19 protein-coding genes are annotated in these 21,019 nt (G+C 64.9%); 5 read left to right on the forward strand and 14 right to left on the reverse strand.

Features of this window, described 5'->3' with window-relative positions:
• Window positions 1-26: 26 nt before the first annotated feature.
• Window positions 27-407 (forward strand): hypothetical protein, encoded by a 381-nt coding sequence (locus tag MJ122_RS24865; RefSeq protein WP_239746379.1) that lies wholly within the window; start codon window positions 27-29, stop codon window positions 405-407.
• A 770-nt stretch (window positions 408-1,177) separates the two neighbouring features.
• On the opposite strand, the gene aceF is transcribed toward MJ122_RS24865, so the two are convergent.
• The 3 genes from aceF to MJ122_RS24880 all read right to left on the reverse strand — a co-directional run bounded on the left by aceF (window position 1,178) and on the right by MJ122_RS24880 (window position 6,631).
• Window positions 1,178-2,803, reverse strand: coding sequence for a dihydrolipoyllysine-residue acetyltransferase (gene aceF / locus MJ122_RS24870; RefSeq protein ID WP_239746381.1), 1,626 nt, complete (start codon window positions 2,801-2,803; stop codon window positions 1,178-1,180).
• A gap of 11 nt (window positions 2,804-2,814) precedes the next feature.
• A complete protein-coding gene (aceE, locus tag MJ122_RS24875; RefSeq protein ID WP_239746382.1) occupies window positions 2,815-5,463 on the reverse strand; it encodes a pyruvate dehydrogenase (acetyl-transferring), homodimeric type in 2,649 nt (882 codons plus the stop codon).
• 196 nt (window positions 5,464-5,659) lie between these two features.
• Complete coding sequence (locus MJ122_RS24880) at window positions 5,660-6,631, reverse strand: sensor domain-containing diguanylate cyclase (RefSeq protein ID WP_239746384.1); 972 nt, start codon at window positions 6,629-6,631, stop codon at window positions 5,660-5,662.
• Between the two features lie 267 nt (window positions 6,632-6,898).
• On the opposite strand from MJ122_RS24880, the gene MJ122_RS24885 reads away from it, so the two are divergent.
• The gene (locus MJ122_RS24885) at window positions 6,899-7,543 is read left to right on the forward strand and encodes a histidine phosphatase family protein (RefSeq protein WP_037006125.1); all 645 of its coding nucleotides are present in this window, start codon (window positions 6,899-6,901) and stop codon (window positions 7,541-7,543) included.
• Here the strand turns inward: MJ122_RS24885 and MJ122_RS24890 are convergent.
• Both MJ122_RS24890 and MJ122_RS24895 read right to left on the reverse strand, forming a co-directional pair.
• A complete protein-coding gene (locus MJ122_RS24890) occupies window positions 7,530-8,102 on the reverse strand; it encodes a hypothetical protein (protein WP_239746386.1) in 573 nt (190 codons plus the stop codon). The genes MJ122_RS24885 and MJ122_RS24890 overlap by 14 nt on opposite strands.
• Window positions 8,103-8,176: 74 nt before the next feature.
• Window positions 8,177-8,551, reverse strand: coding sequence for an NUDIX domain-containing protein (locus MJ122_RS24895; RefSeq protein ID WP_088420942.1), 375 nt, complete (start codon window positions 8,549-8,551; stop codon window positions 8,177-8,179).
• A 363-nt stretch (window positions 8,552-8,914) separates the two neighbouring features.
• Here MJ122_RS24895 and ycaC point away from each other — a divergent pair, with 363 nt between their 5' ends.
• A complete protein-coding gene (gene ycaC / locus MJ122_RS24900; protein ID WP_088420943.1) occupies window positions 8,915-9,541 on the forward strand; it encodes an isochorismate family cysteine hydrolase YcaC in 627 nt (208 codons plus the stop codon).
• A 47-nt stretch (window positions 9,542-9,588) separates the two neighbouring features.
• Here ycaC and MJ122_RS24905 read toward each other — a convergent pair whose 3' ends face one another.
• Complete coding sequence (locus MJ122_RS24905; protein WP_088420944.1) at window positions 9,589-9,870, reverse strand: hypothetical protein; 282 nt, start codon at window positions 9,868-9,870, stop codon at window positions 9,589-9,591.
• Window positions 9,871-10,995: 1,125 nt separating this feature from the next.
• Window positions 10,996-12,282 carry an OprD family porin gene (locus tag MJ122_RS24910; RefSeq protein ID WP_239746389.1) on the reverse strand — a complete coding sequence of 429 codons (1,287 nt, stop codon included), beginning with the start codon at window positions 12,280-12,282 and terminating at the stop codon, window positions 10,996-10,998.
• A gap of 303 nt (window positions 12,283-12,585) precedes the next feature.
• Between MJ122_RS24910 and MJ122_RS24915 the strand changes: the two genes are divergently transcribed.
• Window positions 12,586-12,765 carry a DUF6021 family protein gene (locus MJ122_RS24915; protein ID WP_239746471.1) on the forward strand — a complete coding sequence of 60 codons (180 nt, stop codon included), beginning with the start codon at window positions 12,586-12,588 and terminating at the stop codon, window positions 12,763-12,765.
• Between the two features lie 203 nt (window positions 12,766-12,968).
• On the opposite strand, the gene phnX is transcribed toward MJ122_RS24915, so the two are convergent.
• The 7 genes from phnX to phnD form a co-directional block, all read right to left on the reverse strand.
• A complete protein-coding gene (gene phnX, locus MJ122_RS24920; protein ID WP_239746390.1) occupies window positions 12,969-13,796 on the reverse strand; it encodes a phosphonoacetaldehyde hydrolase in 828 nt (275 codons plus the stop codon).
• Between the two features lie 100 nt (window positions 13,797-13,896).
• Window positions 13,897-14,757, reverse strand: coding sequence for a LysR substrate-binding domain-containing protein (locus MJ122_RS24925; protein WP_239746391.1), 861 nt, complete (start codon window positions 14,755-14,757; stop codon window positions 13,897-13,899).
• A gap of 41 nt (window positions 14,758-14,798) precedes the next feature.
• Entirely contained in the window at window positions 14,799-16,094 is a 1,296-nt protein-coding gene (locus tag MJ122_RS24930; protein WP_088420949.1) for an MFS transporter, read from the reverse strand.
• A gap of 127 nt (window positions 16,095-16,221) precedes the next feature.
• Window positions 16,222-17,310 carry an iron-containing alcohol dehydrogenase PsrA gene (gene psrA / locus MJ122_RS24935; protein WP_239746392.1) on the reverse strand — a complete coding sequence of 363 codons (1,089 nt, stop codon included), beginning with the start codon at window positions 17,308-17,310 and terminating at the stop codon, window positions 16,222-16,224.
• A gap of 216 nt (window positions 17,311-17,526) precedes the next feature.
• Window positions 17,527-18,345, reverse strand: a complete 819-nt coding sequence (gene phnE / locus MJ122_RS24940) for a phosphonate ABC transporter, permease protein PhnE (RefSeq protein ID WP_088420950.1) — start codon at window positions 18,343-18,345, stop codon at window positions 17,527-17,529.
• A complete protein-coding gene (gene phnC, locus MJ122_RS24945) occupies window positions 18,342-19,142 on the reverse strand; it encodes a phosphonate ABC transporter ATP-binding protein (protein WP_239746393.1) in 801 nt (266 codons plus the stop codon). The genes phnE and phnC overlap by 4 nt, the downstream gene beginning before the upstream one ends.
• A complete protein-coding gene (phnD, locus tag MJ122_RS24950) occupies window positions 19,139-20,011 on the reverse strand; it encodes a phosphonate ABC transporter substrate-binding protein (RefSeq protein ID WP_239746394.1) in 873 nt (290 codons plus the stop codon). Before phnD ends, phnC begins: the two co-directional genes overlap by 4 nt.
• Window positions 20,012-20,122: 111 nt before the next feature.
• On the opposite strand from phnD, the gene MJ122_RS24955 reads away from it, so the two are divergent.
• Window positions 20,123-20,980, forward strand: a complete 858-nt coding sequence (locus tag MJ122_RS24955; protein WP_239746395.1) for a LysR substrate-binding domain-containing protein — start codon at window positions 20,123-20,125, stop codon at window positions 20,978-20,980.
• The last annotated feature ends 39 nt before the right edge of the window (window positions 20,981-21,019 follow it).

Raw genomic sequence — 21,019 nt, forward strand, 5'->3', positions numbered from 1 at the left:
ATGGCACCGGCCAGGACTTCTGTCACATGGTCGCCGGTGAAGTAGCCCTGATCCTTGCGGACATCGAAAGCGTTGCTGGAGTAATCATTCTTGCAACCCGTGCACAATACGTACTGACCCGGTTGCGCCGCATTGCCATTGTCATCCCGCAGATGTTGGGCCCATGTACCAATCTGGTTCGCATAGGCGGGAGTCGTTGCGCCGGATTTATTTTCGACCGAGTTCAGGACGCCCAGGCCGTGGGCCAGTTCGTGAATTGCTGTGGCAGTAAGATCAAATTTTCCCGTTCCGGGTTGTTGCAATGGTGTGTAGGGTGTGGTGTCGAAGTCCAGTTTTCCCAGGACGAACTGGCCATGCGAGCCAAAGCTGAGCTCTCCCGGATTCACCCCAAGAAAAGCAGCTTGTAATTGGGAGATGGTGAATGCTGAATCGTTTTTTACATTTTCGCTGGTTCCGCCCGCATTTTCATCGTTGAAGCTGCCCACATTGATGATGGCAGGGCTCATGCCTGGGGGAGGCTGGATTATTGAGGCCCAGTAACCTAGAGCGCTCTGAACTTTTTTCTTCTGATCTGCATTCAGGTTCCAGGTCGATGATATATCTTTCTCACCGTTATTCAGGAAGGGGCCGTCGCCGACATTGAAGTATCGTATTTCGAAGACTGGAGCGCCCTGTTGGTTATAGATGAAGTGGTTTTCCTGGGCCGATAGGGCGAAGCTGGCGGTAGCCAGGGATATTGCCAGTGAAACCTTGTTTCGGATGAAGGATCTTGATTGTTTCATTTTTAATCCTGTCAGCAGATGTCTGCCGAAAAATGTATTTCGGCAGGACTGTCGTGGTGTTCTCTCTCTTGCCAAAAGCCCCTGTTTAGACGCTGTTGGCTTGTCTGGAGAGCGAAAGCTGACTGGATTCTTGAGAAAGATCCATAAATAAATCAATTTCGATTTAACGATTTGCTGGGTAGGTGTTTTCCTGCCGGTTAATAGGTGTGAGTGATTTGGCTTAATGAGGTTATGCCTCTGCTTGAGGCCTATTATTTAGTGTTGAATGATAGAGTGCGCTGGTTTTTCTTGAACGCTGGATGGTCGGTTTTTTATCGGGATTCAGTTTTAGTGGAAGTTATATTGCCCGGTAGCATGAGGCGTACCGGGCAATATATTGGTTTTCAGAAAAGCAACTACAGTAAAAGACTTCGGATCTCCCCCAGCACTTCACCCAGCCGTCGGGTAAACCGCGCCGCCGCCGCACCATTGATGACGCGGTGGTCGTAAGACAGCGACAACGGCAGCATCAGCCGAGGCTGGAAGGCCTTGCCGTCCCACACCGGTTGCATCGTCGCCTTGCTCACACCGAGGATCGCCACCTCCGGCGCGTTGACGATGGGCGTGAAGCCGGTGCCACCGATGTGACCCAGGCTGGAAATGGTGAAGCAGGCGCCCTGCATGGCGTCGGCGGACAGCTTCTTGCTGCGTGCCTTTTCCGCCAGTTCGGCGGCTTCGGCGGCGAGTTGCAGCAGGCCTTTCCGGTCGACATCGCGGATCACCGGGACCAGCAGGCCATCCGGCGTATCCACGGCAAAGCCGATGTGCACGTAATGCTTGCGGATGAGTGCCTTGCCGCTGGGGGCCAGCGAGCTGTTGAACTCGGGCAGCTCGCGCAGCAGGTGGGCACAGGCCTTGAGCAGGATCGGCAGGATGGTCAGCTTGGTCCCGGCCTTCTCCGCCGCGGCCTTCTGGGCGATGCGGAAGGCTTCCACCTCGGTGATGTCGGCGGACTCGAACTGGGTGACGTGGGGTACGTTCAGCCAGCTTCGGTGCAGGTTGGCAGCGCCGACCTGCATCAGGCGGGTCATCGCCACTTCCTCGATTTCGCCGAATTTGCTGAAGTCGATTTCTGGAATCGGCGGAATGCCCAAGCCTGCGCTGGCGCCTGCTGCAGCGCCAGATTTGCCGCGCTGCAACTGTTCCTTCACGAACAGCTGTACGTCCTCCTTGAGGATGCGGCCCTTGGGACCGGTACCCTTCACCTCGGCAAGGTCGACGCCGAATTCGCGGGCAACCCTACGCACCGCCGGCCCGGCATGGACCTTGGTGCCGTCACGGCTGGGCGCGCCCACGGGGGCAGCTTCCAGTGCCTTCGGCTGCTCGGCTCTCGGGGCGGGTGTCGCAGCAGCGTTCCCCGTGCTTGGGGTTGGCGCTGATGGCGGCGCTGCGCCGCCTGCCACCTCCAGCTCAAGGATGTCATCGCCTTCCTTGAGGGTATCGCCGATCTTCACCTTGATCGCCTTCACCACACCGGCCTTGGGCGCGGGAATTTCCATGCTGGCCTTGTCCGATTCCAGCGTCAGCAGGCTCTGGTCGGCCGCGATGGAATCGCCGACCTTGACCATCAGTTCGATGATTTCGCCCTGGCCGTTGCCAATGTCCGGTACCTTGATGGTCTCTGTCCCGCTACCGCCTTTGCCTGGGGCGGGCTCAGCGGTGGAAGAGGGCGCCGTTTTCACGGGGGCTTCGGCAGCCGGCTCGGCCGGCTCCTCGGGTTCGGCTTGAGGACTGGCCTGCCCGGCGGCGCCTTCGGCCTCCAGCTCGAGGATCTCATCTCCCTCCTTGAGGGTGTCGCCGACCTTCACCTTGATGGCCTTCACCACGCCGGCTTTCGGCGCGGGAATTTCCATGCTGGCCTTGTCGGACTCCAGCGTCAGCAGGCTCTGCTCGGCTTCGATGCGGTCGCCAACCTTGACCAGCAGTTCGATGACTTCGCCCTGGCCGTTGCCGATGTCGGGTACGCGAATGGTCTCGCTCATCGTGCCTCTCCTCAGCAGTCCAGCGGGTTGGGTTTTTCCGGGTCGAGGCCGAATCGGGCGATGGCCTCGGCCACCACCTTCGGCTCGATGTCGCCGCGGTCGGCCAGGGCCTCCAGCGCCGCGAGCACCACCCAGTGACGATCCACTTCGAAGAAGTGGCGCAGTTTTGCGCGGGTGTCGCTGCGGCCGAATCCATCGGTGCCCAGAACCTTGTATTCCTTGCTCGGCACCCACTGGCGAATCTGCTCGGCGTAGACCTTCATGTAGTCGGTGGAGGCGATCACCGGTCCCCGGCGCCCGCCCAGGCATTCCTCGACATAGCTGGACCTGGGCTTCTGCCCCGGGTGCAGGCGGTTCCAGCGTTCCACTGCCAGGCCGTCGCGGCGCAATTCGTTGAAGCTGGGCACCGACCAGACGTCGGCGCCGATGCCGAAGTCCTCACGGAGGATTTTCGCGGCGGCTTCGACCTCGCGCAGGATGGTGCCCGAGCCGAGCAACTGTACGTGGTGCGCGGCCGAGCGGCGGTCCTCGTCGAGCAGGTACATGCCCTTGATGATCCCGGCCGCGGCGCCCTCGGGCAGCGGCGGGTGTGGGTAGTTCTCGTTCATCACGGTGATGTAGTAGAAGACGTCCTGCTGCTCCTCCATCATCTGCCGCACGCCTTCCTGGATGATCACCGCCAGCTCGTAGGAGTAGGTCGGGTCATAGGTGCGGCAGTTGGGGATGACCGAGGCCAGCACGTGGCTGTGGCCGTCCTCGTGCTGCAGGCCTTCGCCATTCAAGGTGGTGCGCCCGGCGGTGCCGCCGAGCAGGAAGCCGCGGGTCAGGCTGTCGCCGGCCGCCCAGGCCAGGTCGCCGATGCGCTGGAAGCCGAACATCGAATAGAAGATGTAGAACGGCAGCATCGGCTGGCGGTAGTTGCTGTAGGCGGTGCCGGCGGCGATGAAGGAGGACATGGCACCGGCCTCGGTGATGCCTTCCTCGAGGATCTGGCCCTTCTTGTCCTCGCGATAGAACATCAGCTGTTCCTTGTCGACCGGCTCGTACAACTGGCCCACCGAGGAGTAGATGCCGAGCTGGCGGAACATGCCCTCCATGCCGAAGGTACGGGCCTCGTCGGGGATGATCGGCACGATGCGCTGGCCCAGTTCCTTGTCCTTGACCAGCTGCGAGATGATCCGCACGAAGGCCATGGTGGTGGAAACCTCCCGGTCGCCGGACCCGTCGAGCAGCGCCTTGAGCGTCTCCAGCGGCGGTGCCGGGATGCGCTGGCTGTTGCCGTGGCGATGAGGCATGAAGCCGCCGAGGGAGGCGCGGCGCTCCTTCAGGTAGCGCGCCTCGGCGCTGCCTTCCTCGGGCCGATAGAAGGGCAGCTTGGCCAGGTCCGCGTCCTTGATCGGGATGTCGAAGCGGTCGCGGAAGGCGCGCAGGCTTTCGACGTCGATCTCGTGGATGTTGTGGGCAATGTTCTTCGCCTCGCCGGTGCCGGTGCCGTAGCCCTTGATGGTCTTGGCCAGCACCACGCTGGGCTGCCCCTTGTGGTTCACCGCCGCGTGGTAGGCGGCGTAGACCTTGTACGGGTCATGGCCGCCCCGGTTGAGCTTCCAGATTTCCTCGTCGGAGAGGTCCTTGACCATCTCCAGCAGCTCCGGCCGTGCGCCGAAGAAGTGTTCGCGAACATAGGCGCCGTCCTTGGCCTTGTAATTCTGGTAGTCGCCGTCCACCGCCTCGTCCATGCGCGCCTGCAACAGGCCGGCGTGGTCCTTGGCGAACAGCGGGTCCCAGAAGCGGCCCCAGATCACCTTGATCACATTCCAGTTGGCGCCGCGGAACACGCCTTCCAGCTCCTGGATGATCTTGCCGTTGCCGCGCACCGGGCCGTCCAGGCGCTGCAGGTTGCAGTTCACCACGAAGATCAGGTTGTCGAGCTTCTCGCGCCCGGCCAGGGAGATCGCGCCGAGGGATTCCGGCTCGTCGGTCTCGCCGTCACCCAGGAAGCACCAGACCTTCTGCTTGCCGGCGGGAATGAACCCGCGGCTCTCCAGGTACTTCATGAAGCGCGCCTGGTAGATCGCCTGGATCGGCCCCAGGCCCATGGACACCGTCGGGAATTGCCAGAACTTCGGCATGAGGCGCGGGTGCGGGTAGGAGGAGATGCCCTTGCCGTCCACCTCCTGGCGGAAGTTCTCCAGTTGCTCGTCGGTGAGCAGGCCCTCGATATAGGCGCGCGCGTAGAAGCCCGGCGAGGCGTGGCCCTGGAAGTAGATCAGGTCGCCGGCGTGCTCCTCGGTGGGGCCGTTGAAGAAGTAGTTGAAGCCGATGTCGTAGAGCGTTGCCGAGGAGGCGAAGGTAGAAATGTGCCCGCCCAGCGACGGGTCCTTGTGGTTGGCGCGCATCACCATGGCCAGCGCGTTCCAGCGCACCAGCGAGCGGATGCGTCGCTCCATGAACAGGTCGCCCGGCATGCGGGCCTCATGGCCCACGGGAATCGTGTTGCGGTAGGGCGTGGTGATGGCGTAGGGCAGTTGCGTGCCGGTGCGGCTGGCCAGCTCGCCTAAGCGAGTCATCAGGTAGTGGGCGCGCTCTTCGCCTTCTTTTTCCAGTACGGATTCCAGCGCGTCCAGCCATTCCTGGGTTTCGACGGGGTCGATATCGTGCATGGTCAGGGGTCCTGGTTACGGGGTCGGCTCTACGCAATGCCGGCTCCGGGCCAGGGGTTCCATCGGGTTGGCGCAGTGGGCGGCGTCCCTCGTGAGGCCGCCGCGCTGCCGCCGGCACGCGCGTGTGGCTATAGAGCTTAGTCAGCTCTGACGATGACGCCTGCCCGGATGGTCGAGTCAGGTCGTCGCAGCCGTGTCAGTGCGGTGGGTCACGTCGCAGGTCGTCGCCGCGGTTCCACTGCGCGGCCACCAGCCGGTCGCGCCCGGCCAGCTTGGCCTGGTAGAGCAGGCGGTCAACGGCCGCGACGAAGTCCAGCGGGCGGTCGCTGGAGGACGGCACGGCGGTGCCCACGCCCAGGCTGATGGTCAGCAGGTCGGATACGGCGGACTTCTCATGACAGATGCGCTGTTCGCGCAGCACGCTGCGGCAACGCTCGGCGACCTGCCGGGCGGCCTCGCTGTCGGTCTCCGGCAGCACCAGCACGAACTCCTCGCCGCCGAAGCGTGCGATGAAGTCCCTGGGCCGATGCAATGCACCGGCCAGCGCCTTGCCCACCGTGCGCAGGCAGTCGTCGCCCTGGATGTGCCCGTAGTGATCGTTGAACTGCTTGAAGTAGTCGATATCCAGCAGCACCAGGGACAGCGGCTGGCCGCTGCGCTGCGCGCTGCCCCATTCGGTGTCCAGCACCGAGTCGAACATGCGCCGGTTGGCCACGCCGGTCAGGCCGTCCTTGTACGAATACTCCTCCAGCTGGCGCTGCAGCATGATCAGCTGCTCTTCGGCACGCTTGCGCTCGCTGATATCGAACATGAAGCCGACCAGCGAATCCACCTCGCCGTTTTCGTCACGCACCACGTGCACCACATCGCGGATCCACACGTAGTCGCCGGATGAGGTGAGGGCGCGGTAATCCGCCTCGTGGTCGGTGCCTTCGCGGGACTGCGACACGCAGAAGTTCACCACGCGGTCGCGGTCCTCGGGGTGCATGCGTTCGGCCCAGTCGTTGGCGCTGACCCAGCTGGCCTGGCTCCAGCCCAGCAGCTCCTCGATCTGCGGGCCGATGTAGGCAAAGGTCATGGATCGCCAGTCGATTTTCCACGGGATGGCGCGGGTGGATTCGAGGAGGGTCTGGTAGACGGTATTTTCCGGGGAGGCGTCGTACGGCATGGCGGCGGCTCTCTGATGGCACTGTGCCGCTGTTTCTATCACGAAAGCGATGACGCCAACCCGGCCAAACGCGTCAGTTGGGCTCGCAAAAAGCGGCGGGGCGACAGACGGTCATTTCTGGCGGATACGGATTCTTCAGCAATTCATAACGGGTTCTTCACGAACGCGGCGATAGGGTTTGCTTGCCCGCCATCTGACAACCCGCAGTGCGATGGATACCCCAGGGATGGGTCGGGCCTTCCCTCTATCTGCAGTTCGGCCGAGCCCATGCCCATCCCGAAGTTCATCCGTTCCCTGTCTCGCGGTTGGCTGTCATTGCTGGCGATCCTCCCGCTCATAGCCTTGCTCAGCGGCTTCCTGCCCCTGGACTTCTCGCGTCCCGCACCGCTGGTGGGTGATGCCAAGCGCCAGGCCGAATTGCGCGAGCACTGGCAGAACGGCGACCTGATCGTGCTGGTGCGCCACGCCGAGCGTTGCGACCGCTCCAGCGCACCGTGTCTTGGCAATATCGACGGCATCACTGTGCGCGGCGGCCAAAGCGCCCACGCAATCGGCCAGGATTTCGCCGCGCTCGGGCTGGCCAACGCCGATATCCTCAGTAGCGAGCAGCTACGCGCCGTGCAGACCGCCACCTCGATGTTCGGCCAGGAACCGCAGGAAGAGGAGTGGTTGTACGACTGCGAAGGTTCGATGCTGAGCAAGGCGCTGCAGCACAAGGTGGCGCACCGCAACCTGATCCTGGTGACCCACAGCGAGTGCATCGAAGACCTGGAGCATTCGGTCAGCGTGAAGGACCCGGCGACTCCGGACTACGCCTCGACGCTCTTCGTCCTCAGTGAGACGGACCAGGCGCCGCGCCTGCTCGGTTACCTCGACGCGGACCAGTGGCCGCTGAACATCAGCGGGCGCTGATCTGGCTGGGCGTGGCGCCCAGCCGGTAGCGTTGCAGTTCCTGCGGAGTCAGCACGCGCATGCGCTGCGGATCGATGCTCTGCATGGTGTCGGCCAGCTCCGGCGGAATATCCATGTCACGCAAGTAGGTGCGCGCGTTGTAGCTGCCCGCCGCCTGGGACGAATCCCCAGCGGGGTAGTAAGGACGGTGCAGGCCGACGTAACCACGCACGGTGCGATGCTTGCCGGCGGCCAGCAGGTAGACGCACGAGCCCTGGCAGACGCTGTTGGTCGGCACCAGGGTTTCGAAGCCGGATTCGCGCAACAGGCGCCCCATCTTGATCGCTTCCGCGGCGCTGCCACCGATGCTGTCCAGCAGCGCCACCTTGCGGGCGAACTTGCCGGGGTTGGCGATCAGCCCCTTGAACAGGCGTTCGTAATCGCCCGGCGCAATATCCTCGCTGATCCGCACCGCCAGCACTTCCCCCACCTTGGAATGCTGCACCGGCTTCACCTCGACCTGGGCAAGGGCAAGGCTGGAAAACAGTACGGTGGCACAGAGCAGGGCGGCGCGAAGCATCGAGGCACGATTCCTGGGAAGGGTGTTGTAGGAAGGTGCTGAAGATACCCTGATGCGCGCCGTCCGTCAGCCCATCAGCCAGCCTTCAGGCACGAGCGCAGCAGGCGACGTACTGACTTGTTGATGTTGCGCTTGCGCGCCTCTTCGGGGGTGAACCAGCGGCAGTCGGCGATTTCGTTCAGCGGGGTGGGCTGTTGCGCCGGGTCGACCGGCGTCTCGAACACATAGTGCAGCGTCTGGTACAGCTCCAGCGGCGCCACGTAGTTCATCTGCTCGATGGCCAGCCCGGTTTCCTCGATCAGCTCGCGCATGGCGGCTTGGCCAGGGCGTTCGTCGGCCTCGATGCGGCCGCCGGGGAGGTTCCATTTCGACTTGGCCTTGCGGACGAACAGAATCTTGTCGTCGAGCCGGCAAATCACGGTTGCGCGCTCTTTAACGGTCCTGGCCATGGCGCTGGTTCCCCCACATGCTTCCTACAGTTTTCAGCTTAGACATTTAGCGAATATTTCCATTGGGAAGAACTGGTTACAGCAACAATGTCGACGGATGGTAAGGAACTGTCGCTGGATAGATCTGTAAGGGAAGTCTGAAGCGTGAGTCGTCATCATCCCTTCGCCAAATTCCTTCACCGTGGACCGGCAGAAGGAGTCCAAGTGCAATCTTTTTGTACCCGCGTACCGGACTCCATGTCCTACGCTTGTTTCCCGCCATTGCACCGGCTCACGCGCATGAACTGAGCGAGCACGCAGTACCGCTGACTCATTACCGGCCCGGCGCCGCACGCCGGGTGACCTTCATCCAGAGGAAACGCCATGAGCAAGCCCTATATCCGTCTCGACAAGACCCAGGCCGCCGTACTGCTGGTCGATCACCAGGCCGGTCTGCTCTCGCTGGTACGTGACATCGAACCGGACAAGTTCAAGAACAACGTCCTGGCCCTGGCCGACCTGGCCAAGTACTTCAAGCTGCCGACCATCCTCACCACCAGCTTCGAGAGCGGCCCCAACGGCCCGCTGGTGCCGGAGCTGAAGGACCTGTTCCCCGACGCGCCCTACATCGCCCGCCCGGGCAACATCAACGCCTGGGACAACGAGGACTTCGTGAAAGCGGTGAAGGCCACCGGCAAGAAGCAGTTGATCATTGCCGGCGTGGTCACCGAGGTCTGCGTGGCCTTCCCGGCGCTGTCGGCGCTGGAAGAGGGCTTCGACGTCTTCGTCGTCGCCGACGCCTCGGGCACCTTCAACGAAGTCACCCGTGACGCCGCCTGGCGCCGCATGGAAGCCGCCGGCGCGCAGATGATGACCTGGTTCGGCGTGGCCTGTGAGCTGCACCGCGACTGGCGCAACGACATCGAAGGCCTTGCCGCGCTGTTCTCCAATCACATCCCCGATTACCGCAACCTGATCACCAGCTACAGCACGCTCACGGCCAAGAAGTGAGGCACCGCTCGCCGGGCCGGCACTTCGGGCCGACCCGGTGGCGAAACTCACCCCTCCATCGGCCCCGCCTGGCAGCCGGGGCGCTCCAGGGCCAGCTCGTAGAGCTGGCGGGCCTCGCTGACCAGCGGGGCCAGAGCCGAGGCAAAGCGGGCGGTGGCGCGGATCAGGCCACTGTCGCTGTCGTCTTCCATCAGTTGCAGCAGGTCCTCGACCGCCGTGATGCGGCGCAGGGCGGCTTCGCGCAGGTGCTCGACCGGGGCCAGGGCGTTGATGAAGAGGACTTCCTCGCCGAACTGGCCGGTCAAGGCAACAGGGAGAAATTCACGCATGGGGCACCTCCGTGGGGAGGGTTGAATCCTGGCGTGATGAGGGGCGGTGCGCGGGGGAGAAAGGGGGATAGTTCATGTCGGCTCTCTTTAGGGATCGAGTAGCCGCCAATCGACCTTCCTACGGGTAGAGAGGCGGACCGTGCGAGGGTAGGAAACCCGTACAAAGGAGCCAAAAACGGGCAGGCCGAAGCCTCCTAACACGGCCGCCATAGAGGCACGAGTCACCAGACAACTTCCGTGAATCGTGGCTACAGAGCTACCGCTTTCTGACTCCTTACCGGGTTCCTACACCCGACCGCGATGACGCTGCGGCGAACCAGAGGCTAGGGACGGCGCTCGTAGGCCCGCAAGGCTAATGGCCCGTGAGATTTTTCGGTTGGTAACGGCGATCCCGAGGCAGGACGTTGCCGACAGAGTGAAATCTGCCTCATCTGGCTTCCCAATCTGTAGGAACGAGAGTGCTCACCTGTAGGGCGCTGGTGGTGTTTCGTAGGAGCGGACTCCGTCCGTGATGTGTTTGCCTCGTCTCAGGTTTTCCCCGCGCCGCTGCGGCGTGCGCGTTGACTTCTTGTTTCGCCCCCTCGGGCGACCTCCTTTGGAGAGACCCAAAGGAGGCAAAGGTCTCGCCCCAATCATCCGGTTTTTCGCTTAGGCGAAAAATTCCCTCGTTGAATTGAAGTTTCAGGGGCCCGCGGCGAAGGGCCGTCCCTGGCCCATCGCCGCTCTCGCGACATCCATGTCGCTCAACCCCCGAAACTCCAATTCAACGAGGCCTCCTGAACGGGGCACTCCGGAGTGGGCGGGTGTTTCTCTGGAAAACTTATCAAGTCAGAGCCGGAGCCGTGCGGTTGCTATTGGATTTCGCCTGTGCCCGGAGCTTCCATCCACCTCGAAATCACGGCGTGACAAGAACGTAGGATGGCGTGGAGCGCAGCGATACCCATCAATGCCCGCGCAAGTTCGCTCCTGCAAAGTTGCCGGCTCCGGTTCGCGCTGTGGCTTTTATGAGTCTTCCAGCGAAACATCCACGCACGCCCGAGCGGCGCAGAAACACCCAAGCCGAAGCAACAGACCAACACCGGCGCCGGCCCTGCCAGCGGATCGCGCAGGGCCCGCTCAGGCACTTCAGAGAATCGAGAAGTTGTAACTCGCGATCAGCCGCACCTCATCCACGTCACGCGCCGACTGTTCGTAGTTGGTGCGGTAGGTGGCATTGCGCAGGCGCAGGTTGAGGTCCTTGAAGGTGCCGGCCTGGATCACGTACTTGAACTCCACGTCGCGTTCCCATTCCTTGCCTTCGTCGCCGTTGGCCAGGGCGATGTGGTCGCCGTTGACGTAGCGGGTCATGAGGCTCAGGCCGGGCACGCCGACGCTGCGCAGGTCGAAGTCGTAGCGCAGTTGCCAGGAGCGCTCCCGGGCGTTGGCGAAGTCGTTCACCTGCACGTAGTTGGCGAGGTAGGGATTGCTGCCGTCGAGGTAGGGCATGGAGGTATCGCCGTTCATGCGCTGCCAGCCGGCGCTGAACACGTGGCCGCCCTGGGCGTAGGACAACAGCAGGCTCAAGGCGCGGTTGTCGATCGCGCCGGCGCGGGCCGAGCCGTCGTCGTCGCTGTCGAACCCGCGCAGGTCGGCGGTGAGCTGGCCGGCGCCCACCGCCTGCTTGCCGACGATGCCGACGTAGCGCTGGCGGTAGACGTTCTCCAGCCCGCCCTGGGCGTATTGCAGCAGGAGCTGGTCGTTGATCTGGTAATCCGCCTGGTAGGAGTCGAAGCGGTTGCCGGTGGTGTCGCAGGCGTAGCGCTTGTTCTTGCAGTTCAGGCGCACGTCCTGGGCATCGGTGGAGTCGCGCGCGGTGTAGCGCTCCAGGCGCGTGGCGGTGAGCTTGAGGTGGGCGATCTCCTCGCTGGTCAGCTGCGCGCCGTGGAACATGTTGGGCAGCAGGCGGCCGTCGTTGTACTTGAGCAGCGGCATGTCCGGCAGCATCGCGCCGTACCTGAACTGGGTATGGGAGACGCGCAGCTTGCCGGCGACGCCGGCCTTGGCGTACTGGTCGGCAGAGTGGCGCGGGTCGTGGCCGCTGGAGGGCAGCAGCCCGCTGTTGCTGTTCGCGGGGCTGGAGTCGAGCTTGACGCCGAGCATGGCCAGAGCGTCCACGCCGAAGCCGACGGTGCCTGCGGTGTAGCCCGATTGCAGATTCAGGATGAAGCCCTGCGCGCTTTCCTCGCGCTTGGAGGCACCCTGCGGATTGGACGAGCTGCCATCGCGGAAGTCGCGGTTGAAATAGAAGGTGCGCGATTCCAGGCGTGCGCTGCTGTCCTCCAGGAAGTCGGCGCTGGCCGGGGCGGCGATGCCGCCGAGCAGGGCGAGGGCGCTCAGGCGCGCGAGCGGGCTGGAGGAGAGAGGCGAGGGCATGCGGTGACTCCGGGGGTGCTAAAAAAGCGCGCGAAGGTGTCACAGATGAAGGCAGGGGTCTTTGCGACCATGGTCTAGAGTGCCGGCTTTCGCGGCGAGCATTCTCACCCTGCGCACCGCCCGGCAATCGGCTGAAACCTTCCCGCCGGCTTCGCGTCCACCGCAGGACATGGATCAACCCAGGAGGTGAGCATGAAAGGCCACGGTGAAATCAGAGAACGCCCGGGCGTTGCCCCTGAACGCTGGCCGGACAGGTCCGGCCCCGGCGACAAGCGCGGGTTGCCCGGTTACCCGCAGCGTCAGGTGCCCCTTGGCGGTTCGCGGCATATCGATCCGGAGCTGGGTTTCGACCCGGATTCGCCAGACCTCGCCGATCCGCAGATCGACCCGCCGCATCCGCCTCGCGCTCCCCATGGCGGCCCTGACCCGCAGGGCCAGCGGCGGGTGCCGGGGGACAAGTATCCGCCGTATTCGGGGCACTGAAGAGCGCCGTACAAGCTCTCGATTCGATGTGTCCGGCGAGCTGTTTGTAGGATGGGTGGAGCGCAGCGATACCCCTGCTGATGGTGCGAGGGGGCGATGGGTATCGCTGCGCTCCACCCATCCTACGCCCAGTTCAGCCGGCGAATGATCAGCGGCCCGGTGTTCGGGACACCCTCTACAGGATGGGGCCAGCGGGTGGGAGCTCAGCAGGCCTGTGGCATTTCCCCCCGCGCCAGGCGCGCATTGATATCGGCGATCACCGCCGGCAGGTCGACAATGGTGTCGATCAGGTAGTGCGGCCGCGAGCCTTCGAACATCTGCTCGATGCGGCGGCGCTCCTGCTCCAGCTTCCCGGCCGGCAACGCCTTGTACTGCTCGTAGGTCAGGCCCAGGGCGTTGCCCGAGCAGGTCAGCGCCACGGTCCACATGCCGGCGCTGCGGCCTTCGAGGATGCCCGGCCAGGTGTCGTCGACCTTCACGCAGGCGGCGACGTCATTGATGCCCAGGGCGATCACGTTGGCCAGCGCCTGCGCGGGGTGCGGGCGGCCGTTGGGCACTTCATCGGTGGCGACCACGTGGTCGGCGACAAAGCCGTTGGTCTTGGCCAGGGCGACGACCTTCTCCATCACCACCGCTGGGTAGCCGGAGCAGGAGCCGATCTTCAGCCCCTGTTTGCGCAGTGTGGCGATGGCGTCCAGCGCACCGGGGATCAGCGCCGAATGCTCGGCGATCTTCTCGATCTGCAGCGGCATGAAGCGTTCGTAGATGGCGGTGACGTCGTCATCGGTGGGCAGGTGGCCGAAGGCCGCGCGGTAGCGTTCGCCGATGGCGGGAATGTCGCACAGGGTGCGGATGTGGTCCCACTTGCCCATGCCCATCGGGCCACGGGCTTCTTCCAGGCTGACCTGCACGCCGAACTCGGCGAAGGCTTCGACGAAGATCTGGGTCGGCGCGAAGGAGCCGAAATCGACCACGGTGCCGGCCCAGTCGAGGATGGCCGCTTGCAGTTGCTGGGGTTGCTGGTAATGCATGGTGGTGCTCCTGTGAGGGGGATTTGTGAAAAGCAGCGTGAGCGCGGCCCGCCCGGCGTCGTGGCAGGCTCGCGGTTTCACGCAGTGTTCGGGGTGAGGATCAGACCGTGGTGTCGAACAGCTCGGCGATGATCGGCCGCTTGCGGCGGATGCCCAGGCAGCACAGGTAGTAGCTGATGTGGAACGGGTCCTCGGCGAAGGCGATGGAGCGCGTGCCCGGCCGGTCGGCGTATTCCACCGCCGAAACGAAGCCCACGCCGATGCCGTGCACCACCGCATGGACGATGGCCTCGCGGCTGTTCAGCTGCATCGCACAGTCCAGTTCCACGCCATGCCGGCGGCAGCCTTCTTCCACCAGCTGGCGGGTGCGCGAAGCCGGTTCGCGCAGGACCACGCGCTCCCTGGCGATCTCCTGCACGCTGACCGATGCCTGCTGCGCCCAGGGGTGATCGTCGCGCACCACCGCAAGGATCGGGCAGGTGCGGTAGAGCTGCGTGCTCAAGCGCTGGTCGAACTCCGAGAGGGCGAGGATCGCCACATCGATGTCGAAGTTGTACAGCCGTTCCAGGGTGCCGGCTTCGCTGGTGAAGGAGGTCTCCAGCTCGATGTGCGGGTAACGCTGCATCAGCGAGTAGGTCAGGCTCATGGCAATCGGCGGCGACACCGCACCGAGGCGCAGCATGCCCTGCTTGCGCTGCTGGAAGCTCTGCAGCAGTTGCAAGGCTTCGTCCTCCTGGCCGAACAGGCCCTGGGTGATCGCGTAGAGCTGTTGCCCGGCCGGGCTCAGCTCGATGAAGCGCCCGCGCCGGTGGAACAGCTCCACCGAGAAGCGCTTCTCCAGGCCGCTGACCTGCTCGCTGATGGTCGGCTGGCCAACGCTCAGCAACGCCGCCGCCTGGGTGAAGCTGCCAGTGCGGGCTACAGCGTGAAAGGAGCGCAACCACTTGTGGTACTGGTACATGAGGTCTCTCTATGACGAGGGCTTGCCACATGGCCATGCCCTCAGCGCCGGACGAACAGGGCGACCACCGCGCTGCACACGCAGGCCGCGGTGACCACGATGAAGATCAGGGAAGTATTGCCTGTCGTGTCCAGCATGCGACCGATCAGGGGTTCGGCCAGACCCGCGAAGAGGTAGGAGGAGAAGTTCATGATCCCGGTGGCGGTACCGGCGCGACGCGCGCCGACCAGGTCCGGGCAGAGCGCCCAGAAGCTCGACGCCGGGCCGTAGACGAAGAAGCCGCAGAGGAACAGCGCGAGCAGGCCGATGCTGCTGTGCGCCGGCAGGCTCCACATCCACAGGCTGGTGAGGGCACCGAGCACCATGTAGAGCATGATCGCGCGGTAGCGCTTGCTGCCGAACAGGCGGTCGGACACCCAGCCGTTGCTCAGGGCGCCCACGGCCATGCCGACCGGCAGGGCGATGGTGATCCACTTCGGGTCGATGAAGCTCTGGCCCTTCTGCCAGTCGGCGCCGAGGAAGTGCACCGGCACCCAGACGATCAGCCCGTAGCGCGCGGCGTTCTGGAAGCCCAGCGACAGCGCGGCGACCAGCAGGCGCGGGTTCTTCAGCACGGCGAGGTAGCGCTGGGTCGAGGTTTCCTCTTCACCGTGGGCTGCCTCGCTGGAGCGGTCTTCGGCATTCGCCACGCCGGTGTCGGCCAGCGGTTCGAAGCCCAGGTCCTGCGGGCGTTCGCGAGCGACGAGGTAGAAGACGATGCCGCCAGCGAGCATCAACAGTACCGGCAGGCGGAAGATCCAGCGCCATTCCAGGTGCAGCACGTCAATCACGACCACCGAGGTGACGTAGGACAGCACCGAGGCGCAACCGGCGGCGAATACGTAGAAGCCGTAGACCTTGCCGCGCTCGGCGGCGCTCCACCAGTTCGACAGCAGGCGACTTCCCGGCGCCCAGCCCAGGGCCTGGAAGTAGCCGTTGATGCTCCACGGCAGGATCAGGCTGCCGAAGCCGCTGGCGAAGCTGGCGACCCAGTTGGCGCCGCAGGACAGCACCGCACCCAGGCTCATGATGCGCCGGCCGCCGAATTTGTCGGCGAGGTTGCCGTTGATCGCCTGGCCGATGGCATACATCCAGAGCATGGCACTGGAGGCCCAGCCGAGGGTTTCCTTGCTCAGGCCGAACTCGGCCTGGATGCCGGGGATGGCGAATCCGAAGGTCTGGCGGCCGGTATAGAAGAACAGGTAGCAGAACATGGCGGCCAGCAGCATGCGCCATTGGGCAAGACGAAACGGGGTGACGGCTGAGACGGGACCAGACAGGGTTTGTGCACGGTTCATGGCGGTTTTCCTTCTTGTTCGCTCGCGCCGGCTGAAAGCTCGGCGTGTCGGCACTCTTGTTCGGTGCGATAGGTCTTCGGAGCAACAGGAAAAGGCGGCAGCCAGGACCGCCCGGTGAAGGACGGCGTCAGGCGGCCTGCGAGCCGATGAAGTTGCGCCCGCGGGCGCCCTGCATGGCGAAATCGATCATCGCTTCGGCTTCGGCGGCAGTCACGCCGTAGTCGCCGAACTCGGTCTTGACCCCGAGGCGATGGAGGAATTCGCGCAGGCGCTGCTGTGCGCCCTTCAGGTCGCTGCCGAAGACGCGTTGCAACACGCGGTCGCGGTCGGCGTCGCGGCCCCAGGCCAGCCCCAGCACCAGCGGCAGGGTGAAGGAGCAGGCGATGCCGTGGGGCAGGCCGTGGCGCAGGGTCATCTCGTAGGAGATGGAGTGGGCCAGTGCGGTCTTGGTGTTGGAGAAGGCCATGCCGGCCTTCAGCGCGGCCAGCGCCATGCGTGAGCGTAGTTCGCGGTTGCCGAGGTCCTGTTGCAGGCGCGGCAGGCAGTCGAGGATGTCCTCGATGGCAGAGAGGGCGAAGGTGTCGGAAATCGGGTTGGCGTTGTGGTTCCAGATCGATTCCAGCGCGTGGGACAAAGCGTCCAGCCCGGTGGACACCGTCACCCCGGCGGGCACGCTGAGCATCAGGTCCGGGTCGATCAGCGCGACCCTGGGCCAGGTGCAGTCCAGGTGCAGGGAGTACTTCTTCTGCTGCTCGGCGTCCCAGAGGGTGGCCCAGGGCGTCACTTCGCTGCCGGTGCCGGCGGTGGTCGGCGCGGCGATCAGTGTCTTGTGGCGTGCCGGGACGAAGGGCTTGCCGGCGGCCAGCAGGTCGAGCAGTTCGTCGAAGCGGCCGGAAGCGGTGCCCACGATCAGCGCCTTGGCGGTGTCGATGGCGCTGCCGCCGCCGAGAGCGAAGACGGTGGTGCAGTCGGCTGCTTCACGCCAGAAGCGCTCGTGCACGTCGCGCAGCCAGGCCACGTCGGGATTGGGCTGCACGTCGTTGATGACATGGGCGAGGCGGTCGCCGAGCAAGTCGCGAACACGGTCGATCAGCCCCAGTTGCGCGGCTTCGGGGAAGGTCACCAGGGCGACCTTGCCTTCGCACAGGTCGGCGATGCGCTCCAGGCTGCCGCCACCGAAAACGGTGGCGACCGGATTGTGGAATCGGGCAGGCATGGGCAGTTCCTTGTTGTTGTTTGAACGTGGGGCCATGCTCGGGGCCTCGTCGGTTTCGTTCCAATCGATTGTTCGCAGGTGGGCATCGGCCAGACCGATAACGGCGGGTGCGGGCATCCTGGGCAAACTCCGGGCATGCGCCTGCCAAGCGTGTGCCAGGCAGGCACACGCGGCAGGAGGCTGGGGCGGAAGGGGGAAAGGGCGGGGCCGGGTCGGTCAGTGCCGGCCGTTACCCTGGATGGCGTGGCGCAGGCGGTTGGAGAGCAGGTCGGCGAGCACCACCATGAGGGTGATGACGACGATGCAGGTAGCGGTCTCCTGGTACTTGAACAGCTTCAGGCTGCTGACCAGCTCGAAGCCCAGGCCGCCGGCACCGACCATGCCGAGCACGGTGGCCGAGCGCAGGTTGACCTCGAAGCGGTAGAGCACTACGGCGATCCAGGCGGTGATCACCTGCGGCAGCACGCCGAAGACGATCACTTGCAAGGGGCGTGCACCGGTGGCCTGCAGTGCCTCGATGGGGCCCTGGTCGATCTCCTCGATGCTCTCGGCGAAGAATTTGCCGAGCATGCCCACGCCGTGCAGCGCCAGGGCCAGCACGCCAGGGAAGGGCCCGAGACCGACCGCCGAGACGAACACCAGGGCGAGGATCAGCTCGTTGATGCTGCGGATGACGTTGAGCAACTGGCGCGTGGCCAGGTACAGCCAGCGGTTGCCGTGCAGGTTGCGCGCGGCGAGGAAGCCCAGCGGCACGGCCAGGACAATGCCCAGCAGGGTGCCCCAGAGGGCGATCTGCAGGGTCTCCAGCGCCGGGCCCCAGAGGCTCGGCAGGATGCTCAGGTCCGGCGGCAGCGAGCGGCTGAGGAAGTCGCCGATCTGTGGCAGGCCGCTGGCCAGTTCGCTCCAGCTCAGCTGCGCGCCCTCGGCGCTCCAGTGCAGCAGGTAGAGCACCGCCAGCACGGCGGCGCCGGTGGTCAGCCAGCCGCGTTTGGTTTGCGGTGTTTCGACCATCCAGTGGTGGCTGCGCAGGTTCATGCTCCGGCTCCTGTTTCGCTGGCGTAGACCGCGCGGGCGGCAGTCTGGTAGGCGGTCGCCTCGCTGCTCGGGCGTTGCTGGTAGATGCGTCGCAGGGCCGAGTCATCCAGTTGCTCGCGGGTGCCGTCGAACACCAGGCGACCGTTGGCGAGGCCGACGATGCGGTCGCCGAACTCGCGCGCCAGGTCCACCTGGTGCAGGTTGCACACCACGGTGATGCCCAGGGTGCGGGTGGCTTCGCGCAGGTAGTGCATGACCAGCTGCGCGGTCTTCGGGTCGAGGCTCGCTACCGGCTCGTCGGCGAGGATCACCTGCGGTCGCTGGGCCAGCGCGCGGGCGATGCCCACGCGCTGCATCTGCCCGCCGGACAGTGAGTCAGTGCGCGCCTCGGCCTTGTGCTCCAGTTCGACGCGGCGCAGGCATTCGCGGGCCAGGGCGACGTCCTCGCGGCTGAACAACTGCAGCACCGAGGCGAGGGTGCCGACGCAGCCCAGCCGCCCGGTGAGTACGTTCTTGAGCACCGACAGGCGCGGCACCACGTTGTGGTGCTGGAAGATCATCGCCACCCGCCGGCGCAGTTCGCGAGTATCGCGGGCCTGCATGGCGTCGACGCCGGCCACCTGCAATTCGCCGCCATCGGCCTGGGCCAGGCGGTTCATGCAGCGCAGCAGGGTGGACTTGCCGGCGCCGGACTGACCGAGGATCACCACGAACTCGCCGGCCTCGACGCGCAGGTCGATCCCGCGCAGCACCGGGTTGTCGCCGTAGCCCTTGGTCAACTGGGCGACGCGGATCATTTCAGGCTCCGAAGGTCGAGGTCGAGCACCTTGGCGGTGTCGCGCACGACGTTGTAGGCAGCATCGTTGGTGGGCTGGAAGCCATTGAGCATGCCCTGGTCGCCCCACGGCACATCCTTGATCGAGGCGAACGCGGCGACCAGCTTCTGCTGCAGCTGCGGGTCGAGGTTCTTGCGCCAGACCATGGGCGACTCGGGGATGTCGTCGGATTTCCAGACGACCTGGAAGTCGTCCTGCTGCACCTGTCCGGCACTGATAGCGCCGGCGAGGATGCGGTCGGCCACGGCGGCGGCATCCACCTTGCGGTTCTCCACGGCGAGGATGCTGGCGTCGTGGGAGCCGGAGAAGATCACCCGCGAGAACAGGACCTTCGGGTCATGGCCGGATTGTTCCAGGCCGGCCTTGGGGAACAGGTGGCCGGAGGCGGAGCTGGGATCGACGAAGGCGAAGGTATGGCCCTTGAGATCGTCCAGGCTGCGGATGCCGCTGTCCTTACGGGCGATGATCAGGCTGTGGTAGGCGCTGGTGCCGGTCTTCTTGGTCACCGCCACGGCGAAGGCGTCGGCGCCGGCGACCTGGTTCGCCAGCACGTAGGAGAACGGACCGAGGTAGGCGACGTCCAGCTTGCCGGCGCGCAGCGCTTCGATCACGCCGTTGTAGTCGGTGGCCACGAAAGGCTTCACCGGCATGCCCAGGCGCTCCTGCAGCTGGTCGAGCACCAGCTGGCTGCTCTTGATCATGGCCTGGGAGTCCTCGGAAGGGATCAGGCCGACAGTGAGGGCGTCCTGCGCCTGGGCGCTCGGCAGCAGGGCAGAGGCGAAGGCGAGCGGCAGCACGGCGCAGCGGAGCAGTCTGGTCAGCGAAGTCATGGCGTTACCCGGAGGTTGTGTTCGGTAGCGCCCAAGCTAGGGCTGTCATGTGACAGTCACGCCATCAAATCAATATGGGTTTTCCGGGAAAACCATTGATAGGAGCTATGGATGTCCACCGCCCGCCTGCGTACCTTCCTCGCCGTGGCCCGCCACGCCAGCTTCAGCGCCGGGGCGCGGGCCATCGGCCTCAGCCAGCCGACGGCGACCACGCAGGTGCAGGGCCTGGAGCGCGAATTCAACGTCGAGCTGTTCCATCGTCGTGGCCGGCGCATCGAGTTGACCGCCGTGGGTCGCGCGTTGCTGCCTATCGCCCAGCAGATGTCGAGGCTCGAATCCGAGGCGACCAACCTGCTGCGCGATTCCGGGCAGCTCAACCGGGGGCAGTTGAAAGTCGGCGCGGTGGGGCCATTCCATGTGATCGAGATGGTCGACCTGTACCGCCGTGACTACCCACAGATCGACGTGTCGATCCGCATCGGCAACTCCGCCTCGGTGCTCGCCGACCTGGAAAACTACGTCACCGACGTTGGCGTGCTGGCCGGGCTGCATGACGACCCGGCCTTCGTCGCGCAGCTGTATGCACGGCACCCGGTGATCCTCTTCGCCCATGTCGACCACCCCTTCGCGCGCCACGACGAAGTCCGCCTGCAAGCCTTGCAGGGCCAGCCGCTGCTGCGCCGCGAGCAGGGTTCGACTACGCGCGTGGCGCTGGAGCGCGAGCTGGACAAGGCCGATGTCACGCCGCGCATCGCCATGGAGATCGGCAGCCGCGAGGCCCTGCGCGAGGCGGCGATCCGTGGCATCGGCATCGGTGTGGTGTCCGAGGCAGAGTACATCGCCGACCCGCGCCTGAAGGCCATCCGCATCAGCGGTGACCCGGTGTGCACCGAGACCTACCTGTACTACCTGGCCGAGCGCCGCAGCAGCCAGGTGATTGCCTCCTTTCTGCGCTCGCTCGCGCAATAGCACAGCTCGCGGCGTCGGCGTAAGGCTTGTCCTGCGGGG

The organism is Pseudomonas sp. DP-17, from assembly GCF_022380625.1.
GTDB lineage: Bacteria > Pseudomonadota > Gammaproteobacteria > Pseudomonadales > Pseudomonadaceae > Pseudomonas > Pseudomonas nitroreducens_A.

What these genes read in the sequence shown, in the direction of transcription:
- MJ122_RS24930 (WP_088420949.1), bottom strand. Translation starts at nt 16,094, where the DNA reads ATGAACCGTGCACAAACCCTGTCTGGTCCCGTCTCAGCCGTCACCCCG.
- psrA (WP_239746392.1), bottom strand. Translation starts at nt 17,310, where the DNA reads ATGCCTGCCCGATTCCACAATCCGGTCGCCACCGTTTTCGGTGGCGGC.
- aceE (WP_239746382.1), bottom strand. Translation starts at nt 5,463, where the DNA reads ATGCACGATATCGACCCCGTCGAAACCCAGGAATGGCTGGACGCGCTG.
- phnX (WP_239746390.1), bottom strand. Translation starts at nt 13,796, where the DNA reads ATGCATTACCAGCAACCCCAGCAACTGCAAGCGGCCATCCTCGACTGG.
- MJ122_RS24925 (WP_239746391.1), bottom strand. Translation starts at nt 14,757, where the DNA reads ATGTACCAGTACCACAAGTGGTTGCGCTCCTTTCACGCTGTAGCCCGC.
- MJ122_RS24880 (WP_239746384.1), bottom strand. Translation starts at nt 6,631, where the DNA reads ATGCCGTACGACGCCTCCCCGGAAAATACCGTCTACCAGACCCTCCTC.
- aceF (WP_239746381.1), bottom strand. Translation starts at nt 2,803, where the DNA reads ATGAGCGAGACCATTCGCGTACCCGACATCGGCAACGGCCAGGGCGAA.
- MJ122_RS24895 (WP_088420942.1), bottom strand. Translation starts at nt 8,551, where the DNA reads ATGGCCAGGACCGTTAAAGAGCGCGCAACCGTGATTTGCCGGCTCGAC.
- MJ122_RS24905 (WP_088420944.1), bottom strand. Translation starts at nt 9,870, where the DNA reads ATGCGTGAATTTCTCCCTGTTGCCTTGACCGGCCAGTTCGGCGAGGAA.
- ycaC (WP_088420943.1), top strand. Translation starts at nt 8,915, where the DNA reads ATGAGCAAGCCCTATATCCGTCTCGACAAGACCCAGGCCGCCGTACTG.
- phnE (WP_088420950.1), bottom strand. Translation starts at nt 18,345, where the DNA reads ATGAACCTGCGCAGCCACCACTGGATGGTCGAAACACCGCAAACCAAA.
- MJ122_RS24865 (WP_239746379.1), top strand. Translation starts at nt 27, where the DNA reads ATGGTCGCCGGTGAAGTAGCCCTGATCCTTGCGGACATCGAAAGCGTT.
- MJ122_RS24910 (WP_239746389.1), bottom strand. Translation starts at nt 12,282, where the DNA reads ATGCCCTCGCCTCTCTCCTCCAGCCCGCTCGCGCGCCTGAGCGCCCTC.
- phnC (WP_239746393.1), bottom strand. Translation starts at nt 19,142, where the DNA reads ATGATCCGCGTCGCCCAGTTGACCAAGGGCTACGGCGACAACCCGGTG.
- MJ122_RS24890 (WP_239746386.1), bottom strand. Translation starts at nt 8,102, where the DNA reads ATGCTTCGCGCCGCCCTGCTCTGTGCCACCGTACTGTTTTCCAGCCTT.
- MJ122_RS24955 (WP_239746395.1), top strand. Translation starts at nt 20,123, where the DNA reads ATGTCCACCGCCCGCCTGCGTACCTTCCTCGCCGTGGCCCGCCACGCC.
- phnD (WP_239746394.1), bottom strand. Translation starts at nt 20,011, where the DNA reads ATGACTTCGCTGACCAGACTGCTCCGCTGCGCCGTGCTGCCGCTCGCC.
- MJ122_RS24885 (WP_037006125.1), top strand. Translation starts at nt 6,899, where the DNA reads ATGCCCATCCCGAAGTTCATCCGTTCCCTGTCTCGCGGTTGGCTGTCA.